We start from the raw sequence: 18,050 nt of genomic DNA on the forward strand, positions 1-18,050 counted from the left end.
TTGTCCGCCTGACGGCCGGAGGGCCTTGGGGTTGTTAAAGGTCCTACGTTCCGACGTCAGTCTTGAGCCTTCCAGCCACGCAGAGTGCACGCAAGAGGGTTGGGGCGAAGTTTTGGCGGTTATGGATGTCGGATGCGTCACACAATGACCGAATGTAACCAGCTAGACCAGAACTTGTAACGCGTTCGGGGTAGACCGGAACGTTACGGATTCGCGTTCGCCCAGGTAGTCCCCGTCCAGCTGGAAGGCCACGGGACGGTCGGCGGCGAGGGTGAACTCGGCCTCGTCGTGCAGCTGGACGAGGTGTTTGCCGGACGGGACGGCGTCACTCTCCGTGAGGATCTGCCGGATCAGCCCGGCGATCTGGACGGGCCCCATCCGCCTCAGCCCGAGCAGGTCGAGCCCGGTCTCGAAGCTCGCCCACGGCGTCGGCGTCACCGGCTTGGCCCCCAGGTACGTCCACGGCGAGGTGTTGGAGATGATCGCCATGAACACGCCGTCGGCCGCCGGGATGCCAGGCCCGGTCAGGGTCATCGGAGCGTGCCGTTTGTCCGTGGCCAGATAGTGCCGCAGAGCGGTGTTCACATACCGGGCGGGAGTGGCCTTCCTCCCGGTGCCGCGCAGGCCCTCCACGGCCCGTACGACCTCGGCGTCGTACCCCATGCCCGCGCAGAACGTGAAGTACCGGCTCTCTCCCTCCCAGAGCGCGTGGCCCAGGCCCACGGTCCGGCGCCGGCCCTCTCTCAGCGCCTCCAGGACCGCGCCGGTGGCCTCGACCGGGTCGTTCGGCAGCCCGAGGGAACGGGCGAACACGTTCGCGCTGCCGCCGGGGATCACGATGAGGCCGGGACGGCCGGAGCTCGGATCGTCGGCCGGCGGGACGTCGTGGCCGTCGACCGGGTTGAGCAGGCCGTTGACGGTCTCGTTGATCGTGCCGTCGCCGCCGAGCACCGCGACCACGTCGAAGCCCTTGGCGCGGGCCGTGGCCGCCAGCGTCGCGGCGTGCCCCCGGTAGCCGGTCTCCTCCACCGACAGCTCCACGGCCGCGCCCAGCGCGCGGATCAACACGTCCCTCGTGCGGGCGTTGGTGGTGGTGGCCTTGGGATTGACCAGCAACATTGCGCGCATATCGCCAGCGTAGTCGCTGATCGCCCACCCGCTCGGGGTGGGGGAACATCCCCGGCGGGACCGGCCCCGGGGGCGGATAGGGTTTGGCTGTGTCGAAGCGTCCGTGGAGTTTGCTCGTCGCCGCCGTCGTCGTGGCCCTGGAGGGGCTCATCGCGCTCGGGCTCGGGATCTACGTCGCGGTGGAGACGGTGGTGAGCACCCCTGACAGTCTCACCACGGCCATCGCGGAGTCGGCCTTCGGGCTGCTGATCGGGGCCGGGCTGCTCTGGGTCGCCTGGGGCGGCCTGCTGCGGGCGGAGCGGTGGGGGAGGTCGCCCGGCGTGGTGACGCAGATCTTCCTGCTGCCCGTCGGGGGCACGCTCATCCAGTCAGCTCAGCCGCTGATCGGCGTGCCGCTGATCGTGCTGGCCCTGACCGGGCTGGGGGCGCTGTTCGCGCCCCCCACCACCCATGCGCTCTACGGGGACGGTTAGTCCTCCGCGGTCAGCCCTTCGCGCAACTGGGCGAGAGTACGGGCCAGCAACCGGGACACGTGCATCTGCGAGATGCCGAGCTCGGTCGCGATCTGCGACTGCGTCATGTTCCCGAAGAACCGCAGCAGCAGGATGCGCTTCTCGCGCGGCGGCAGTCGTTCGAGCAGCGGCTTGAGCGACTCGCGGTACTCGACGCCCTCCAGCGACTCGTCCACGATGCCCAGCGAGTCGGACACCGCGGGGGCGTCGTCGTCGCCGGAGTCGGGCGCGTCGAGGGACACCGTGGAGTAGGCGTTGGCCGACTCCAGGCCCTCCAGCACCTCCTCCTCGGTCATCTTGAGGTAGGCGGCCAGCTCGGCGACCGTGGGCGCGCGGCCCTCGCGCTGCGACAGGTCGCTGATCGCCTTGGTCAGCGAGAGCTTCAGCTCCTGCAGGCGGCGCGGCACCCGGACCGCCCAGCCCTTGTCGCGGAAGTGCCGCTTGATCTCGCCGACGATGGTGGGCGTGGCGTAGGTGGAGAACTCCACCCCGCGCTTGAGATCGAACCGGTCGATCGACTTGATCAGGCCGATCGTGGCGACCTGGGTGAGGTCGTCGAGCCACTCGCCGCGGTTGCGGAAGCGGCGGGCCAGGTATTCGACCAGCGGAAGGTGAAGCTCGACCAGCTCGTCCCTGATGCGCTGGCGTCGCGGTTCCTCGGGACCCAGCTCGGCCAGCTCGGCGAAGAGCAAGCGGGCGCGAACCCTGTCGGGCACGGCGTGTTCGCTGGTGGCCATGGCTCCAGTCCTTTCCGTCACGCCGGCCTCGCTGCGCCTCGGCGCTTACGCAGGACGATCGCCATGCGGTCGGGGGAGTCGGTCACGGCGTCGACGTCGTCGGCCAGGGCGGTCAGCACCATCCAGGCGAAGTCGTCGCGCTTGGGGGCGGAGCTGCCGACGGTGGCCACCTCGACGCTGACCTTCATCACGTCGCCGGTCAGCTCGAACTCGGCGGTCAGGTCGGTGCCCGGAACCGCCTCGCTCAGCAACATGGCGCACGCCTCGTCGACCGCGATGCGCAGATCTTCGATCTCGTCCAGGGTGAAGTCAAGCCGGGCGGCCAGGCCGGCGGTGGCCGTGCGCAGCACCGACAGGTAAGCGCTCGCGGCGGGGAGCCTGATGCTCACCACGTCGCGGATGCCCGCTACACCCTCCGCACGCGTCTCGGTTTCCTCGGTCACGTTCCTCCTCGCGTTTCCGACGCCAACTGCAACTTACCGCCCCCGGGAGGTCCTTGGCGGATTCAGACTCGCCATCAACGGAAAAGGCTCTGTGCGGTCTGGACCGCACAGAGCCTTTTATGCCGTTTAGGCGGCCTTGGTCTCCCAGAAGATCTTGGAGATCTCGTCGATCTTGGCCAGGAGCTCGTCGGCCTTGCCGCCGTCGACGGTGCCCTTGGCGGCCGCGGCGCCCGCCAGCTTGGTGGCCTCCCAGAAGAGCTGGTGCAGCTGGGGGTACTGCTCCAGGTGCGGCGGCTTGAAGTAGTCGGTCCAGAGCACCCACAGGTGGTGCTTGACCAGCTCGGCCCGCTGCTCCTTGATGATGAGCGCGCGGGTGCGGAAGACCGGGTCGTCGCTGGCCTCGTACTTCTCCATGATCGCCTTGACCGACTCGGCCTCGATCCGGGCCTGGGCGGGGTCGTAGACCCCACAGGGCAGGTCGCAGTGGGCGGAAGCGACATGCTTGGGTCGTAGCAGTCGTGCGAGCATCAGAAAGTCCTTCCTTGATGCTGAATCAGCTTGGTCCACAACCGACCTTACTCGGGTCCCAACGCCTGTGGAGTAGGGGGTCTCTGCCCATGAGAGTGCGTGTCGAGGGCGATTCGATGCGTCCGGCGCTGGTCCCCGGCGACTGGCTCCTCGTCCGCCGGGGGGCCGCCGTCCATCCGGGTGACCTCGTCGTGGCCCGGCTGCCCGGCGACCCCGATCAGCTCATCGTGAAACGCGCCCAGTGGCACGGCGAGGGCGGCTGGTGGCTGGAGAGCGACAACCAGCGCGCCGGCGGGCGTCGCGACAGCTGGGACTTCGGGCCGGTCGAGGAGATCGTCGGGCGCGTCGTGTTGCGCTACTGGCCGCTGGTGCGCCGCAGATGACCCCTCAGAGGCCCCCTCAGCCCTCCTGGGCGTTCCTGCGGCGCCGGTAGGCCGCCACATTGGCGCGCGTGGCGCAGCGGGGCGAGCAGTAGCGGCGGGAGCGGTTGGAGGAGGTGTCGAGGAAGGCGCGGGCGCAGCGCGGCTCGTGGCAGCGGCCCAGCCGGTCGGCGCCCACCTCGGCGACGACCGCCGCCAGGCCCATCACCGCGCTGGCGGCGGAGTCCTCGGCCAGGTGGAGGTGCCAGCCCTGGCCGTCGTGGTCCGACAGCCGCGGGTGCACCGGATAGCGCACGAGCAGGGCGTTGAGACGCTCGGCCACCGCGCGCGCGTCGCCCGCGACGTCGAACACGGCGGCCAGCTCGGCGCGCAGGGCGGTCAGCTCCGGGGGAGGGGCGGGATCGTTGATCAGGCGGACCGCCCACTCTGCGTAAGAGGTCAGGTCCATGCGGGAGTATTACACGAGTCGCCGGGCCCCCGGCACCTCCGGGGGCCCGGACGGCTCACTCCTCCGGGTGCAGCACCCGGTGCAGGAACGCGCGGGTGCGCTCGTGCCGCGGGTCGCCGATCACCTGGGCGGGGTCGCCGTCCTCGACGACGACGCCGCCGTCCATGAAGACCACCCGGTCGGCCACCTGGCGGGCGAAGCCCATCTCGTGGGTGACCACGAGCATGGTCATGCCCTCCTCGGCCAGCTTGCGCATGACCGTGAGCACGTCGCCGACCAGCTCGGGGTCGAGCGCCGAGGTGGGCTCGTCGAACAGCATCAGGTCGGGGTTCATGGCCAGCGCCCTGGCGATGGCCACCCGCTGCTGCTGCCCGCCGGACAGCTGGGTCGGGTAGGAGTCGCACTTGGCGCCGACGCCCACCTTCTCCAGGTTCTCCCGGGCCACGACCTCGGCCTCCCGCCTGCCGCGCTTCAGCACGCGCTGCTGGGCGATCATGACGTTCTGCAGCGCGGTCATGTGCGGGAACAGGTTGAACTGCTGGAAGACCATCCCGATGCGGCGTCTTACGGCGTCGATGTCCACGTCGGGGTCGGTCACCTCCACGCCCTGCACGAACACCTTGCCCTTGGTGGGCTCCTCCAGCAGGTTCACGCAGCGCAGCAGCGTGGACTTGCCCGAGCCGGACGGCCCGATGACGCACACCACCTGGCCCGGCTCGACCGTCATGTCGATGCCCTTGAGCACTTCGTTCTGGCCGAAGTACTTGTGCAGCTCTCGTAGCTCGATGGCGTGCGTCATTGGCTCCTCCGCTTACGCCCCTCAAGCCGGGACGCGAGGTAGCCCAGCGGGATCGTGACGATCAGGTACGTCACGCCGGCGACCATGATGGGCGTGGCGTTGGCGTACTGGGAGGCCAGGTCGTTGCCGAACTTGGCCAGCTCGACGTACTCGCCGGAGACGCCCAGGAACAGCACCAGCGAGGAGTCCTTGAGCAGGGACACGAACTGGTTGGTGGTCGGCGGGATCACCATGCGGATGGCCTGCGGGATGACCACCGTCACCTGCGCCCGGGTCGCGGACATGCCGAGCGACCTGGCGGCCTCCGTCTGGCCCTTGGGGACCGCCTGCAGGCCCGCCCGGAAGACCTCCGCCTGGTAGGCGGCGCCCACCAGGCCGAGGCCCAGGATGCCCTGTCCGTACGTGCCGAACGGCACCTCGAACCCGGGCAGCGCGAGCGGCAGGAAGGTGATCATCAGGAAGATGAGCAGCGCCGGCAGGCCGCGGAAGATCTCGATGTAGACGGTCGCGATCCACCGGTACGGCCGCACCTGCGACAACCGCATGAGCGCGAGCAGCAGCCCGAGCACGAACGCGAAGACGAAACCGCCCACCGTGTAGATGATCGTGTTGCGCAGCGCGATCGTGAACAGGTCGGGCAGCGCCTGCTTGGCCACGTCGACCTTGGCGAAGTTCTGGGCGAGGCTGGCCCAGTCGGCGTACAGGACGACAGCGACGAGCACGGCGGCCAGCACGACGTACTGGACGGCCCGCGTGATCCGCTGTTTCTTCCGAGGGCTGAGCCCGGCCCGGCCGGGCTCAGCGGTCTTCGGCTGGTCGGCCATGGATCAGCCCAGCTCGCCGGGCTTCTTGCCGAACCACTTCACGTAGATCTTCTCGTAGTTCCCGTCCTGCTTGGCCTTGGTGATCTCTTCGTTGATCGTCTTGAGCAGGGTCGGGTCGGCGCCCTTCTTCAGGCCGATGCCGTACTGCTCGCCGGTGTCCAGGCTGGCGATCAGCTCGAACTTCTCGGCGATCTCGGGCTTCTTCAGCCAGGTCAGCACCACGGGAAGGTCCTGGACGATCACGTCGGCCTGCCCGGCCTGCAGGGCCAGCAGCTCCTTGGCCGAGTCGGCGTACTCGGTGGGGTTGAGGCCCTGCTTCTTGACGTAGTCGAGGCCGGTCGTGCTGGCCTGCGCGCCCAGCTTGAGGTTCTTGGCCTTGACGTCCTCAAGGGACTTGGCGCCCGAGCCCTTCTTGGCCAGCAGCGCCTGGGTGGCGTCGAAGTAGGGCTCGGAGAAGTCGATGTTCTGCTTGCGCTCGTCGGTGATCGTCATGCCGGCGGCGGCCACGTCGCACTTGCCCGCGGCCATGGCGGCGCCACTCTTGATCACCGCGAAGTCGATGTCCACGATGTTCTGGGTCACGCCGAGCTTCTTCGCGGCGAGGTCGACGATGTCCACGTCGAACCCGACGATCTTGCCGCTGTCGTCCTTGAACTGGAACGGCTCGTACGGGATGTTCGTGCAGACCGTGAGCTTGCCGGGCTGGACGAGCTTCACGCCGCCGGCCGCGGAGGCGCTCGCGCCGGTCGTGCTGCCGGAGGAGCCTCCGGTGTCGCTGCCACAGGCGCTGAGGGCGAGAGCGGCGGTCAGGGCGAGCGCGCCGACAGCGTAGCCACGGCGGCCCTTGGGGCTGAGGGCCATGTACGGCCTCCTCGAAAGAGTTATGCCACGTAACTTGCGTTTTGTGCAGTTTAAATGGGGTTTAGCTGCGGTCCGTCATCCCGCGTTTAACGATGCGTCAACGGAACGGCGTCGGCTCCGACACCATCGACCATCTCACCATGTGGCACTATGGGGAGACGGGTGACCCCCGTAACCCCTCAGAGACGACCGACGAGGGGGAGCTTGGCAGCTACCGAAGCCAGCCCACTCGCGCTCGTACGCCGAAGGTCTCTTCCGCTCCGATGAATACAGGGGTCGCTGTGTCTGCCACGCCCGCTTCTGCTTCCGTCGAACCGCTCGACCTCGATCCGGCCTTCGCGCTCCACCGCGGGGGCAAGCTGGAGGTCCGCTCGACCATTCCCGTCCGCGACGCCGACGACCTGTCGCTCGCCTACACGCCCGGCGTCGCCCGGGTCTGCACCGCCATCGCCGAGACGCCTTCGCTGGTCAACGACTACACCTGGGTCTCCAACGTGGTCGCCGTCGTCACCGACGGCACCGCCGTGCTCGGCCTGGGCGACATCGGGCCGTCGGCCGCCATGCCGGTCATGGAGGGCAAGGCGCTGCTGTTCAAGGAGTTCGGAAACGTCGACGCCGTCCCGATCTGCCTCGACTGCACCGACGTCGACGCGCTGGTCGAGACCGTCGTGCGCCTCGCGCCGTCGTTCGGCGGCGTCAACCTGGAGGACATCAGCGCCCCGCGCTGCTTCGAGGTCGAGGACCGGCTGCGCGACCTGCTCGACATCCCGGTCTTCCACGACGACCAGCACGGCACCGCCATCGTCGCCCTGGCCGCCCTGCGCAACGCCGCCCGCCTGACCGGCCGCGCGCTCGGCGACCTGCGCGCCGTCGTGGCCGGCGCGGGCGCGTCCGGCGTCGCCGTCACCCGCATCCTGCTGGGCGCCGGCATCGGCGACATCGCGGTCGCCGACTCCAAGGGCATGATCTACGAGGGCCGCGAAGGGCTCAACCCGGTCAAGGAGGCCCTGGCCCGCGAGACCAACCGGGCCGGCCACACCGGCTCCACCGAGGAGGCCCTGGCCGGCGCCGACGTCTTCCTCGGGCTGTCCGGCTCGACCGTCTCCGAGGCGGCCATCGCGTCCATGGCGCCCGACGCCATCGTCTTCGCGCTGTCCAACCCGACCCCGGAGGTCCACCCCGAGGTGGCCGCCAGGCACGCCAGGGTGGTCGCCACCGGGCGCTCCGACTTCCCCAACCAGATCAACAACGTCCTGGCCTTCCCGGGGGTCTTCCGCGGCGCCCTCGACGTGCGGGCCACGACGATCACCGAGAACATGAAGGTGGCCGCCGCCGAGGCGCTGGCCGCCGTCGTCGGCGACGACCTGTCGGCCACGTACGTCATCCCGAGCCCGTTCGACCGGCGGGTGGCCCCCGCGGTGACCGCCGCCGTGGCCGCCCAGGCCCGCGCCGACGGCGTCGCGCGCGCCTGATCCACCGTCACGAGCGGGGGCCGATCGGCCCCCGCTCGCTCGTTCTCCCGCTTCCGCCCAGGTCAGCAGGCATTGCGGTTTCCCGCCCGCGGCATGGGTAGGTGAGTTCCCCGTCCAGGTGAGCCGGATCCAGATCCTGATCCCCAGCAGGACTGGCGAAGGGATTGCGATGGAGTTCGCGTGACCTTTGGGAACTGCCGAAAAGCCTTTACGCAACGTGCTATAAAAATAGCTCTCTGTAAGGATGTGGGCGCCGACTCCTGTGACGAGGAGAGCGATGGAACGCGAGCCTAACCGACTGCTCCAGCAGCTCATCGCCGAGGCGGGTTTCTCCCACAAGGGACTGGCCAGGCGCCTCAACGACCTGGGAGCCGCGCGCGGCACCCCGGGTCTGAAGTACGACCACAGCTCTGTGCTGCGGTGGATCGGGGGTCAGAAGCCACGGGATCCCGTCCCGTGCCTGCTCACGGAGATATTCGCGCTGCGGCTCGGCCGCCCGGTGAGCTCGGAGGACCTGGGCATGCCGACCAACATCACGCCCCTCGATCTCGGTCAGGAGTTCACCCACACGTGGCAGGAGGGGGTCGCGACCGTGACGGCGTTGTGGCGGGCCGACGTGGAGAGACGGAGGTTTCTGATCGACTCCACCTTCGCGATCGGAGCAGGATCCGTCGGAGCCATACGCTGGCTGACGGCGCCTCCAGAAGGGCGTCCCAGCGGCACCGGGGCGCGCCGGGTGGGCAGGGCCGACATCGCCGCGATCCACGAGGTGACCCGGTCCTTCGGCGAGCTCGACAACCGCTTCGGCAGCGGCCGGGTCCGCTCGTCCGTCGTGAAGTACCTCGACACCGCCGTCTCCCCCCTGCTCAAGGACGGCAGCTACGGGGAGTCCACCGGCAAGCAGCTGGCCGCCGCGGCCGCCGAGCTGACCCGCCTGGCCGGCTGGATGGCCTACGACATGGAGCAGCACGGCCTGGCCCAGCGCTACCTCATCCAGGCCCTCCGCCTGGCCAGGGGCGCCGACGACCACACCCTGGGCGGCGAGATCCTGGCCGGCATGGCCCACCAGGCCATCTACATGGGCCAGCCGGCCCACGCCCTCGACCTGGCCAGGGCGGCCCAGCTCGCCGCCCGGCGGGCCGGCGTCCAGACCCTGCTGTCCTCCGCGCAGGTCCTGGAGGCCCACGCGCACGCGGGCCTCGGCGACCCCAGGTCCTGCGGGGCCTCCCTGCACCAGGCCGAGCTGGCCTTCGACGCCCGCAGGCCCACCGAGGAGCCGCGCTGGCTCAGCTACTTCGACGAGGCCTACCTGTCGGCCAAGTTCGCCCACTGCTTCCGCGACCTGGGGGAGGGCGAGCGCACGGTGCGCCTGGCGCGGCGCTCCCTCGACATGGACACCCGGTACGTGCGGGGGCGCATGTTCAACCTGTCCCTGCTGGCGGCCGGGCTGCTGGAGTGCGGCGAGCTGGAGGAGGCGTGCCAGGCGGCGGGCAACGCGCTGGCGCTGGCGGGCGAGCTGCAGTCGGCGCGGTCCCGGTCGTACGCGGCGGACCTGCGGCGGCGGCTGGAGCCCTACAAGAACGAGCGGGCCGTGATGGCGCTGCGGGAGCGTACGCGCGAGCTCACGTCCGTGTGACGGCTCCGGGACCGGTTCCGGTGGTTTCCGGGACGGGAGAAGCCCCGGGCCGTCTCTTCGGCGGTCCCGGGGCTTCGGCGTCGCTAGTCGAGCAGTTCGCCGTTCGGGCCGACGATGCTCTTGGTCTCGGCGTAGTTGGCCTTGTTGTAGACGTCGGCCACCTCGCCGTCGAAGTAGGCGGAGCTGATGAAGTCGATCCGGTCGTTGCCGTCCTGGTCGTGGAACATGCTCGTCACGCCGTTGACGTAACCGGTGCGCTTGCCGTTGTCGTACTTCATGAGCCAGGGGCCGCCGTCGGCGCCGGGGGTCATGGAGCACTTGAGCACCTGGTGCTCCTCCACCCGGAAGGTGTTGACCTGGTACGTCTTGGTGCCCGTCTTGCCGGAGCACCACTTGGGGGTCACGCCGGTGTAGGGCTTGTCGCCGTCGGGGTGGGGGGCGGCGGGGTAGCCGAAGACGGTGACCTTCTGGCCGCGCGGCTGGTTCCACGCGAAGCCCTGCCCGCCGACGACGTCGCCGAGCCGGCCCATGTCCTTGGCCTTGGCGTTGTCCGGGAAGATGAAGTACGCGTCGTGGAAGTACTTGGTCGAGCTGCTGACCTTGTACCACTGGACGACGTAGTACTGGGTCAGCCAGTAGTCGCCCAGGTTGTCCTTCCAGACCTTGCCGAGCACCTTGCCCTGAGCCTTCTCGTCAAGCTTCTGCTTGTACTGAGCCTCGGTGAGGGCGGTGTTCTTGGTGGCGCCCTTGTCGCCGTTCTTCCACAGGGCGGGGTTCTCGTTGGCGGCGGGGGCGGCAGCGTACTGGCCCTCGGTCACCTCGACCTCGTCCACGGTGGGGACGGAGTCCTCGAAGTTGCCGCCTGCCGCGTCCTTGGAGGTCACGTTGTCGGCGCGGAAGCCGCCGTTGGGGCCGTACTTGTCCAGGCCCTCCTTGTACTGCTGCTCGGCGGTCTTGCCGCCGGGGATGTCCTTGAGCTCGGTGGACTTGACGTCCTTCTTGCCGTCGAACTTGTCGAACTCCGACTTCAGCACCTGCTTGCCCTCGGCCTGTTCGGCGACCAGGGAGAAGCCGTTGTGGACCGCGACGAAGGCGAAGTCGCCGTCGTAGTCGTCGTAGGTGTCGAGGTCGTAGGACGTGAAGGCGTAGGCGCCGACGTAGACGCCCCAAGGAGCCTTGCCCTGGTAGTAGCCGGGCACGAAGATCCACTTGGCGTAGACGTCCTTGCCGGTCTCGTACACGCAGTGGCCGGCGGTCGCCACGAGGTTGCGGTTGCGAGCCTGGATGGAGGTGGCCGAGCACCAGCGGTAGCGGCCCGCGTGGTCGACGAAGAACACCTTGCCGATGGTCTTGGGCAGGTTGACGTTCTTGCTGGCCGTGGGCTTCGGCGTGCCGGTGGGAGCGGTCAGGCCGGGCTTGCCGTCGGGGACGCCGTCCTTGCTCTGCGTGGCGACCAGCTTGGAGACGTTCTTGGCGTCCCAGTTGTACTGCGTCGCCTTGCGCAGGGCCGCGCCGTTCGCGCCCAGCCAGAACTTGGCGGTGCCGTACGCGTCGGCGGGCTTGGGCATCAGGTTGTCGGTGACCCAGTCAGGGGCGGCACTGGACGGCTGGGCAAGGAGTGCGGCGCTCAAGCCGGCGGCGGCGAGGGGGATGAGCAGGCGCTTCAAGGGAGGCTCCACGAAGTTGTCAAGAAGGGCGTCAAAACCCTATCGACCCTCTTGTCACTCTGGTAAGGGATCGTCTCAGTTTTCGCCAGAAAAGGCCGAAGGGCCCGGCAAATGCCGAGCCCTTCGGGTGAAGCTAGGTTGAGCGGAGGTTTGGACCCTCAGCCCGGTATCCGTCCGAAGATCAGCTGTCGGCCTTCGGAAGGATGGTGCCCGACCACACGTTCGCCGCGGCGGCGTAGACCGAGTTGGTCTCACCGTCGAAGTACGGCGAGGACATGTAGTCCCAGCGGTCGTTGTTGTCCGTGTCGTACAGAACGCTGGTCACGCCGTTGACGTAGCCCATGCGCTTGGCGTTGCTGTACTTGAGGAGCCACGGGGCGCCGTTGTAGCCGCCGGTGACGGCGCACTTCAGCGAGATGTGCTCTTCGATCTTCAGGCTCGGGACCTTGGTCGCCTTCGCGCCGGTCTTGCCGTAGCACCACTTCGGCGTAACGCCGGAGTAGGGCTTCGAGCCGTCGGGGTGCTTGGCGTAGGGGTAGCCGAAGGTACGGACGTACTTACCGGTGGGCTGGTTCCACGCGAAGCCCTGGCCACCGACGTTGTCGCCGAGGCGACCCGTGTCGGTCAGGGACAGGTCCCCACCCGGGTAGATGAAGAACGAGTCGTGGAAGTACTTGGTCGCGCTGCTGACCTTGTACCACTGGATGACGTAGTACTGGGTCAGCCAGTAGTCGCCCAGGTTGTCCTTCCAGACCTTGCCGAGCACCTTGCCCTGAGCCTTCTCGTCAAGCTTCTGCTTGTACTGAGCCTCGGTGAGCGGGGTGTTCTTGGTGGCGCCCTTGTCGCCGTTCTTCCACAGGCCGGGGTTCTCGTTGGCGGCGGGGGCGGCAGCGTACTGGCCCTCCGTCACCTCGACCTCGTCCACGGTGGGAACGGAGTCCTCGAAGTTGCCGCCAGCCGGCTCCTTGGAGGTCACGTTCTCGGCGCGGAAGCCACCGTTGGGGCCGTACTTGTCCAGGCCCTCCTTGTACTGCTGCTCAGCGGTCTTCCCACCGGGGATGTCCTTGAGCTCGGTGGACTTGACTTCCTTCTTGCCCTCGAACTTGTCGTACTCGGCCTTGGTGACCTGGTGCGACTCAACCTTGCTGTAGTTGAGGTTGACACCGTTGTAAACGGTGACGAACGCGTAGTCGCGGTCGAAGTCCTCGTAGTTCGAGAAGTCGTAGTGCGTGAAGGCCTGCTTGCCCACGTAGATGCCCCACGGGGTCTTGCCCTGGTAGTAACCCGGGACGAACACCCAGCGGGAGACGACCTCGTCGTTGGCGGCGATGTCGTACACGCAGTGACCAGCCGTCGCAACCAGGTTGCGGTAGTTCGACTGGATGGAGGTGCCGGAGCACCAGTACAGCTTGCCGTCGCGACCCTCGAAGAAGACCTTGCCGATGGACTTCGGCAGGTTCACGTTCTGGGACTTGACCGTGACGGTCTTCTCGGCGCCGATCGGCGGGGTGGAGCCGGGCTTGCCGTCAGCGACGTACCCGCCCTTCTGCACGATCTTCTTGACGTCCTTGTTGTCCCAGTAGTAGGCCGTGGCCTGCCGCAGGGCAGCGTTGTCGGACTTGGTCCAGAAGTTGATGATCTCAGCAGCCTTCTGCTGGCTGGCAGCCAGAGCGGCGGCGTCGACGTCCGGGTCGGCCTGAGCGGCACCGGCGAGGCCGGCGGCCAGCAGACCAGTGGCCAGAATGGCGCCACCGGCGGGGAGGAGGATGCGCTTCAAGGTAACTCCTTGCGCTGTCGTGGAACGCCTCTTGCGTCCCATGCGTCAGTAAAGGGATAGCCAGGAACATACAGTGTCGATCTTGAAGTCGGGTAGCCGCTTTGAGAGGAAAAGATGCGACAAGCCGGGCGTTATCGTTCTGTGATGTTTAGGGCGTTGTGGCGCAGGAGTCAGGGGAAGTCGAGCTTGAGGGCGTTTGCCCTGATCAACATGAACGAGGGGTGGGTGGCGGTTGCGGGGTCGCCGCTCGGCCTTGATCGGGTCCGCGATAGCGGTGTGACGCAGATCACATCGGCCTGATGGCACCGTTTCGGCGTCGCATGCGTCCAAACGCCTTCACTTTCCGGCCCGGAAAGGCCGAAGGGCCCGGCGGATGCCGAGCCCTTCGGTTGCTGACGGTTCGTACGAGCGGTCAGGACCGCCCGTCGGAAGCCGTCAATCAGACGATCTTGCCGGACCAAACGTTGGCAGCGGCCTTGTAGACGACGTTCGTCTCACCGTCGAAGTACGGCGAGGAGATGTAGTCCACGCGGTTGTTGCCGTCCTGGTCGTTGAAGGTGCTGGTGACACCGTTCACGTAACCGAGGCGCTTGGAGTTGCTGTAGTTGAGGAGCCAAGGACCACCGTCGGCGCCCTCGGTCATGGCGCACTTGAGCGCCACGTGCTCCTCGATCTTCTTGGCGGCCGAACCGACCAGCTTCTTGGTGGTCTTGCCGTAGCACCACTTCGGCGTGATGCCGGTGTAGTTCTTGTGGCCGTCGGGGTGCGGGGCGGCCGGGTAGCCGAACACGCGGACGTACTTGCCCGTGGGCTGGTTCCAGGCGAAGCCCTGGCCGCCGACGTTGTCGCCGAGGCGACCGGCGTCCTTGGCCGCGACGTCTCCACCGGTGTAGATGAAGAACGAGTCGTGGTAGTACCGGGTCGTCTTGGTGACCTTGTACCACTGGACGACGTAGTACTGGGTCAGCCAGTAGTCGCCCTGGCTGTCCTTGTAGACCTTGCCGAGAACCTTGCCCGCAGCCTTCTCGTCAAGCTTCTGCTTGTACTGAGCCTCGGTGAGCGGGGTGTTCTTGATGGCACCCTTGTCGCCGTTCTTCCACAGGCGGGGGTTCTCGTTGGCGGCGGGGGCGGCGTTGTACTGGCCCTCGGTCACCTCGACCTTGTCGACCGTGGGGATCGCGTCGGTGAAGTTACCGCCGGAGGCCTCCTCGGTCGTGGTGGTCTCGGCGCGGAAGCCACCGTTGGGGCCGTACTTGTCCAGGCCCTCCTTGTACTGCTGCTCGGCGGTCTTGCCGCCGGGGATGTCCTTGAGCTCGGTGGACTTGACGTCCTTCTTGCCCTCGTACTTGTCGAACTCCGACTTGAGGACCTGCTTCTCCTGGACCGCGCTGGTCGAGAGGGAGACGCCGTTGTACACGGTCACGAACGCGTAGTCGCGGTCGTAGTCCTCGTACACGTCGAAGTCGTAGTGGGTGAAGGCCTGCTTGCCCACGTAGATGCCCCACGGAGCCTTGCCCTGGTAGTAACCGGGGACGAAGACCCACTTGGACATGACGTCGGCGTTGGCGCCGGTGTCGTAGACGCAGTGACCGGCCGTGGCGACCAGGTTGCGGTACTTCGACTGGAGCGAGGTGGCGGAGCACCACTTCTTCTCGCCCTTGCCGTTGACGAAGAACACCTTGCCGATGGTCTTCGGCATGTTGACGTTCTGCGTCTTGGCGGTGGTCTTCTTCTCCTCACCAATCGGGGCAGTGGTGCCCGGCTTGGTGTCGGCGCTGTAGCCGCCCTTGCTCTGCAGCTTGGCGACGTCCGCCTTGTCCCAGACGTTGGACTCGGTGGCGGCCCGGAGGGCGGCACCGTTGTTCTCGGCCCAGAAACCGGCGATCGCCTTCGCGTTGGCCGCGCTCGCCGCCATCGCGTCGGTGGAGATGTCGCTGTCGGCCGAGGCCGTACCGGCGAGGCCGGCGGCCAGGAGGCCGGTAGCCAGGATGGCGCCACCGGCGGGGATGAGGATGCGCTTCAAGGGAACTGCTCCTTGGTCTGTCGTGGGTCGCAACATGCGTCCCATGCGTCAGTAAAGGGATAGCAAGGAACATAGCCAGTGATCTCCGCAGGTGAAAGCCGTTCTGAGGGGATCGGTAAGGGGCCTTTTCGCCGTTATCGTGCTGTTATCTGTCAGAGGCTTCGGCGTGACGTTACCGGAAGGTGATGTTTTCGCTGGACCTGTAGGGGATTCGGCGGTCGGGACGAAAGTTCCGTTAGCGGCTCGTTGCGCTGTGTGACCGGATGAATGTGATCCAGATCACAGGAACCAGATTGGGGCCCCATCCGTCTAAATCGGCCCGCCGCTCACAGGTGATCTTCAGGTTCGACTCAGGAACCCTCAGGTTTCGACAATCTGCCCGTTTTCGTAGGGGGTTCGGACCCAACATGCCCTGCGTGCTATGCGGCTCTTTGGGGTGTTTGTCGCTTTTGGGCATGGCGAAGCGAGGGGCGGCGGCAGCCGCGACCCTGAAGCGTCAGGGGAGAAGGATGGTGCGGACCGTCCGCCAGGAGGCTGCGTCGGCTGCGTTGAGCAGGCCCAGTTTGGGGACGGACGGGCTGTACGGGGTGGCGTCGAGGTGGCGGGCGGCGCCGCCGGCCTCCGTCAGCAGCAGGACGCCCGGCGCGTGGTCCCAGGGAAGCGTCCGGTGGAACAGCAGGAAGTCCTGGTCGCCGTTCAGGAGGCGGGGATAGTCCACGCCGGCGCACTTCGTCCCCGGGGTGAGGGCGGCGAAGCGGGGTTCGGCCGCCGCCACGTGGGCCTTGGCGTCATCGTCCAGGAAGCGGGTGAGGACGGCGCCGCGCAGCCGGGCGGGGTCGGCGGGAGGCGCGGCGCGGTGGACGGGGATGCCGTTCCGCCAGGCTCCGGAGCCGAGCTCGGCGACGTAGACGTCGTCCTCGGCCGGCCGCACGATCCAGGACGCGACCGTCTCGCCCGACCGGACCAGGGCTGCCATCACCGCGTACTCGGGGCGGCCCGCGACGAAGTTGGCCGTGCCGTCCAGGGGGTCGACCAGCCAGGCGGTGGGGGCGTCGTGCAGGGCGGACAGGAGCGCGGGGTCGGCGGAGGCCGCCTCCTCGCCGACCACGGGGGCGTCCAGGAGGTCGCGGAGGCGGCGGCTGATCAGCTCCTCGGCCTCGCGGTCGGCCACGGTGACCACTTCGCCCGGTGTCTTCTCCGAGACGTCACCGGCGGCGAGGGCGCGGAACCGGGGAAGGATCGCGATCTCGGCGGTCTCGCGAAGGATCTCGGTCACCGCGTCGATCAGCATGGGGCCCATGCTAGACATCGGGTGCTATGGGGCTGAAGGGGGCCTTCGTCCGTGGGGGCGGTTGATCGGGCATGGATGGGAGACGTGCCGGTTCGGGGACCTCGAACGTGGCCGCGACGCGCGCCGCCTGCTTGGCCAGCCAGTCGCCCGTACGCATCGGGGGAAGCGGCGAGGTGGGGAAGTCGGGGGAGCCGGGGCGGCGTTCGGCCTCTCTCCCGCGCTCGGCGCCGTTGCCGGTCCACAGGTAGGCGTGCCAGTGCATGGTGCTCCCCTGTGGTCGGCGGGGCCGCCCCTGCTCGTTTCGGTCCTTGGGCCTTGATTTCGGGCAGGGGCGGCTGTCTCGGTCTCTGCTAGATGGTGGCGATTCCCGCGGCGCGCAGCTCGGTGCCGGTGAAGCGGAGCGTTCCGGCGTCGGGGTTCTTGGAGTCGCGGAGTGCGTAGGCGTCGTCGATGCCGGGGATCTGCGCGATCAGGACGCAGGTCTCCACGTGGTCGCCCGGTGGGCCGCCGCCGCGAAGTTGGGTGAAGGGCACGTCATCGAGGTTGCCGCGGTACAGGTCTGTCATGAGTGCTTCCTTTCGTCTCGTCAGCGGCCCGCGGGGGGATCGCTTGGAAGATACAAGCACTAGACATGATAGGACCTCTCCATACCTCAAATGAGGTAGTCATTTGTCCTCGTAGGTTCTGCATCCCTTAGCGTTTTTCTATGGCCTTGGTGGACAAAAGCGACCGCATCGACCATGTCGGGCCGAACCTGGTGTGGCGGCAACTGGCCGAGGACGTCGAGGCCGACATCGCCTCCGGCCTGCTGGCCCCCGGCGCCAAGCTGCCCGCCGAGCTGGAGCTGGCGAGCCAGTACGGCGTCTCCCGGGTGACGGTCCGGCGCGCGGTCAAGGATCTGGCGGAGCGCGGCCTGCTGGTCGTCGTCCATGGACGGGGGACGTTCGTGTCGCGCGGGTCCGCGTAGGGGGGCTTGGCGCTGGGGTGCTCGCTCCGGGGACGCAGACCGCCGCCTCGGTGGCGCCGGGAGGGGAAGACACTCGTCGTGCCCGTCAAGCGTCTGATCGTCCACCGCGCGCTGCTACGGGCGACGTCAAAGCGGAGGGGGTGCTCACGTACACCGGCGGGCCGGACGACACGGGGACGCTGGCGGGCTATCTGGCCGCTCGTTTGCCGGTGACGGCCCCGGCGGGCGATCGCGTCGCCGTCCGGTAGTCAGCGGGCCGGCCGTGCGTGCGGCCCGCTCGTTCTACCTTGCCTGGTCACCAGCTGCGGACGCGGGGGCGGCGGCGCATGCGTTCCAGCATCGCCTCGTTGAAGGCCGCGGACACGGATGCGAACTCACCGTCCTCGACCGCTCGGTCGACGTACGCCTTGACGTGGGGGTCGAGGGTGATCGTGACCTCCGGGGCCGTCGTGGCGGGAGCGGTCGCGGGCTCGTCCTGATCCTCGGTCATACCGACATCTTGCGCCACAAGGGCTGGCGAATCACGCCCCGAAACGCTGCAGATTCGACAGGCAGCA

Annotated in this window: 20 protein-coding genes; 5 read left to right on the plus strand and 15 right to left on the minus strand. The window is 68.0% G+C overall.

What is annotated here, in order from left to right; genetic code table 11:
• Nucleotides 1–162: 162 nt before the first annotated feature.
• Nucleotides 163–1,128 (minus strand): diacylglycerol kinase family protein, encoded by a 966-nt coding sequence (locus tag ACIBK9_RS41565; RefSeq protein WP_358288977.1) that lies wholly within the window; start codon nt 1,126–1,128, stop codon nt 163–165.
• A gap of 89 nt (nt 1,129–1,217) precedes the next feature.
• On the opposite strand from ACIBK9_RS41565, the gene ACIBK9_RS41570 reads away from it, so the two are divergent.
• Nucleotides 1,218–1,601 carry a hypothetical protein gene (locus tag ACIBK9_RS41570; protein WP_387671255.1) on the plus strand — a complete coding sequence of 128 codons (384 nt, stop codon included), beginning with the start codon at nt 1,218–1,220 and terminating at the stop codon, nt 1,599–1,601.
• Here ACIBK9_RS41570 and ACIBK9_RS41575 read toward each other — a convergent pair.
• From ACIBK9_RS41575 to sodN, 3 genes are all read right to left on the minus strand, one after another.
• Complete coding sequence (locus tag ACIBK9_RS41575; RefSeq protein ID WP_352352343.1) at nt 1,598–2,377, minus strand: RNA polymerase sigma factor SigF; 780 nt, start codon at nt 2,375–2,377, stop codon at nt 1,598–1,600. The genes ACIBK9_RS41570 and ACIBK9_RS41575 overlap by 4 nt on opposite strands.
• Nucleotides 2,378–2,394: 17 nt before the next feature.
• A complete protein-coding gene (locus tag ACIBK9_RS41580) occupies nt 2,395–2,820 on the minus strand; it encodes an anti-sigma factor (RefSeq protein ID WP_352352342.1) in 426 nt (141 codons plus the stop codon).
• Between the two features lie 126 nt (nt 2,821–2,946).
• On the minus strand, nt 2,947–3,348 hold the full coding sequence (gene sodN, locus ACIBK9_RS41585; RefSeq protein ID WP_352331376.1) for a superoxide dismutase, Ni: 402 nt from the start codon (nt 3,346–3,348) through the stop codon (nt 2,947–2,949).
• Nucleotides 3,349–3,437: 89 nt separating this feature from the next.
• Between sodN and ACIBK9_RS41590 the strand changes: the two genes are divergently transcribed.
• Nucleotides 3,438–3,731 (plus strand): S24 family peptidase, encoded by a 294-nt coding sequence (locus tag ACIBK9_RS41590; protein WP_352331378.1) that lies wholly within the window; start codon nt 3,438–3,440, stop codon nt 3,729–3,731.
• Between the two features lie 16 nt (nt 3,732–3,747).
• Here ACIBK9_RS41590 and ACIBK9_RS41595 read toward each other — a convergent pair whose 3' ends face one another.
• From ACIBK9_RS41595 to ACIBK9_RS41610, 4 genes are read right to left on the minus strand one after another with little or no spacing between them, the layout of a single operon-like run.
• Nucleotides 3,748–4,176 (minus strand): CGNR zinc finger domain-containing protein, encoded by a 429-nt coding sequence (locus ACIBK9_RS41595; RefSeq protein ID WP_397164400.1) that lies wholly within the window; start codon nt 4,174–4,176, stop codon nt 3,748–3,750.
• A gap of 55 nt (nt 4,177–4,231) precedes the next feature.
• On the minus strand, nt 4,232–4,975 hold the full coding sequence (locus tag ACIBK9_RS41600; protein WP_352352340.1) for an amino acid ABC transporter ATP-binding protein: 744 nt from the start codon (nt 4,973–4,975) through the stop codon (nt 4,232–4,234).
• Nucleotides 4,972–5,799: an amino acid ABC transporter permease gene (locus ACIBK9_RS41605; RefSeq protein ID WP_358288969.1), complete on the minus strand. Its 828-nt coding sequence runs from the start codon at nt 5,797–5,799 to the stop codon at nt 4,972–4,974. The genes ACIBK9_RS41600 and ACIBK9_RS41605 overlap by 4 nt, the downstream gene beginning before the upstream one ends.
• A 3-nt stretch (nt 5,800–5,802) precedes the next feature.
• Nucleotides 5,803–6,660, minus strand: a complete 858-nt coding sequence (locus ACIBK9_RS41610) for an ABC transporter substrate-binding protein (RefSeq protein WP_397164402.1) — start codon at nt 6,658–6,660, stop codon at nt 5,803–5,805.
• Nucleotides 6,661–6,923: 263 nt separating this feature from the next.
• Between ACIBK9_RS41610 and ACIBK9_RS41615 the strand changes: the two genes are divergently transcribed.
• A complete protein-coding gene (locus tag ACIBK9_RS41615; RefSeq protein ID WP_352352337.1) occupies nt 6,924–8,132 on the plus strand; it encodes an NADP-dependent malic enzyme in 1,209 nt (402 codons plus the stop codon).
• A 277-nt stretch (nt 8,133–8,409) separates the two neighbouring features.
• The gene (locus ACIBK9_RS41620) at nt 8,410–9,768 is read left to right on the plus strand and encodes a hypothetical protein (protein WP_358288963.1); all 1,359 of its coding nucleotides are present in this window, start codon (nt 8,410–8,412) and stop codon (nt 9,766–9,768) included.
• A gap of 83 nt (nt 9,769–9,851) precedes the next feature.
• Here ACIBK9_RS41620 and ACIBK9_RS41625 read toward each other — a convergent pair whose 3' ends face one another.
• The 6 genes from ACIBK9_RS41625 to ACIBK9_RS41650 all read right to left on the minus strand — a co-directional run bounded on the left by ACIBK9_RS41625 (nt 9,852) and on the right by ACIBK9_RS41650 (nt 17,092).
• Entirely contained in the window at nt 9,852–11,435 is a 1,584-nt protein-coding gene (locus tag ACIBK9_RS41625; protein WP_397164404.1) for a hypothetical protein, read from the minus strand.
• A gap of 181 nt (nt 11,436–11,616) precedes the next feature.
• Nucleotides 11,617–13,212, minus strand: a complete 1,596-nt coding sequence (locus tag ACIBK9_RS41630) for a hypothetical protein (protein ID WP_397164406.1) — start codon at nt 13,210–13,212, stop codon at nt 11,617–11,619.
• Between the two features lie 439 nt (nt 13,213–13,651).
• Nucleotides 13,652–15,235 (minus strand): trypsin-like serine peptidase, encoded by a 1,584-nt coding sequence (locus ACIBK9_RS41635; protein ID WP_397164408.1) that lies wholly within the window; start codon nt 15,233–15,235, stop codon nt 13,652–13,654.
• 496 nt (nt 15,236–15,731) lie between these two features.
• Nucleotides 15,732–16,526, minus strand: a complete 795-nt coding sequence (locus tag ACIBK9_RS41640; RefSeq protein WP_397164410.1) for an inositol monophosphatase family protein — start codon at nt 16,524–16,526, stop codon at nt 15,732–15,734.
• Nucleotides 16,527–16,536: 10 nt separating this feature from the next.
• Entirely contained in the window at nt 16,537–16,788 is a 252-nt protein-coding gene (locus ACIBK9_RS41645) for a hypothetical protein (RefSeq protein ID WP_397164412.1), read from the minus strand.
• Between the two features lie 88 nt (nt 16,789–16,876).
• Nucleotides 16,877–17,092: a DUF397 domain-containing protein gene (locus tag ACIBK9_RS41650; protein ID WP_358288950.1), complete on the minus strand. Its 216-nt coding sequence runs from the start codon at nt 17,090–17,092 to the stop codon at nt 16,877–16,879.
• A gap of 140 nt (nt 17,093–17,232) precedes the next feature.
• Here ACIBK9_RS41650 and ACIBK9_RS41655 point away from each other — a divergent pair, with 140 nt between their 5' ends.
• Nucleotides 17,233–17,493, plus strand: a complete 261-nt coding sequence (locus ACIBK9_RS41655) for a GntR family transcriptional regulator (RefSeq protein WP_364330826.1) — start codon at nt 17,233–17,235, stop codon at nt 17,491–17,493.
• 295 nt (nt 17,494–17,788) lie between these two features.
• On the opposite strand, the gene ACIBK9_RS41660 is transcribed toward ACIBK9_RS41655, so the two are convergent.
• Nucleotides 17,789–17,983 carry a hypothetical protein gene (locus ACIBK9_RS41660; RefSeq protein ID WP_358288944.1) on the minus strand — a complete coding sequence of 65 codons (195 nt, stop codon included), beginning with the start codon at nt 17,981–17,983 and terminating at the stop codon, nt 17,789–17,791.
• Nucleotides 17,984–18,050 lie beyond the last annotated feature (67 nt).

Origin of the sequence: Nonomuraea sp. NPDC050227 (assembly GCF_044459705.1) — a bacterium.
GTDB lineage: Bacteria > Actinomycetota > Actinomycetes > Streptosporangiales > Streptosporangiaceae > Nonomuraea.

Bases quoted from the DNA above. Each gene is read 5' to 3' on its own strand.
- ACIBK9_RS41565 (WP_358288977.1), bottom strand. From the start codon at position 1,128: ATGCGCGCAATGTTGCTGGTCAATCCCAAGGCCACCACCACCAACGCC.
- ACIBK9_RS41575 (WP_352352343.1), bottom strand. From the start codon at position 2,377: ATGGCCACCAGCGAACACGCCGTGCCCGACAGGGTTCGCGCCCGCTTG.
- sodN (WP_352331376.1), bottom strand. From the start codon at position 3,348: ATGCTCGCACGACTGCTACGACCCAAGCATGTCGCTTCCGCCCACTGC.
- ACIBK9_RS41590 (WP_352331378.1), top strand. From the start codon at position 3,438: ATGAGAGTGCGTGTCGAGGGCGATTCGATGCGTCCGGCGCTGGTCCCC.
- ACIBK9_RS41595 (WP_397164400.1), bottom strand. From the start codon at position 4,176: ATGGACCTGACCTCTTACGCAGAGTGGGCGGTCCGCCTGATCAACGAT.
- ACIBK9_RS41600 (WP_352352340.1), bottom strand. From the start codon at position 4,975: ATGACGCACGCCATCGAGCTACGAGAGCTGCACAAGTACTTCGGCCAG.
- ACIBK9_RS41605 (WP_358288969.1), bottom strand. From the start codon at position 5,799: ATGGCCGACCAGCCGAAGACCGCTGAGCCCGGCCGGGCCGGGCTCAGC.
- ACIBK9_RS41610 (WP_397164402.1), bottom strand. From the start codon at position 6,660: ATGGCCCTCAGCCCCAAGGGCCGCCGTGGCTACGCTGTCGGCGCGCTC.
- ACIBK9_RS41615 (WP_352352337.1), top strand. From the start codon at position 6,924: ATGAATACAGGGGTCGCTGTGTCTGCCACGCCCGCTTCTGCTTCCGTC.
- ACIBK9_RS41620 (WP_358288963.1), top strand. From the start codon at position 8,410: ATGGAACGCGAGCCTAACCGACTGCTCCAGCAGCTCATCGCCGAGGCG.
- ACIBK9_RS41640 (WP_397164410.1), bottom strand. From the start codon at position 16,526: ATGCTGATCGACGCGGTGACCGAGATCCTTCGCGAGACCGCCGAGATC.
- ACIBK9_RS41645 (WP_397164412.1), bottom strand. From the start codon at position 16,788: ATGCACTGGCACGCCTACCTGTGGACCGGCAACGGCGCCGAGCGCGGG.
- ACIBK9_RS41650 (WP_358288950.1), bottom strand. From the start codon at position 17,092: ATGACAGACCTGTACCGCGGCAACCTCGATGACGTGCCCTTCACCCAA.
- ACIBK9_RS41655 (WP_364330826.1), top strand. From the start codon at position 17,233: ATGGCCTTGGTGGACAAAAGCGACCGCATCGACCATGTCGGGCCGAAC.
- ACIBK9_RS41660 (WP_358288944.1), bottom strand. From the start codon at position 17,983: ATGACCGAGGATCAGGACGAGCCCGCGACCGCTCCCGCCACGACGGCC.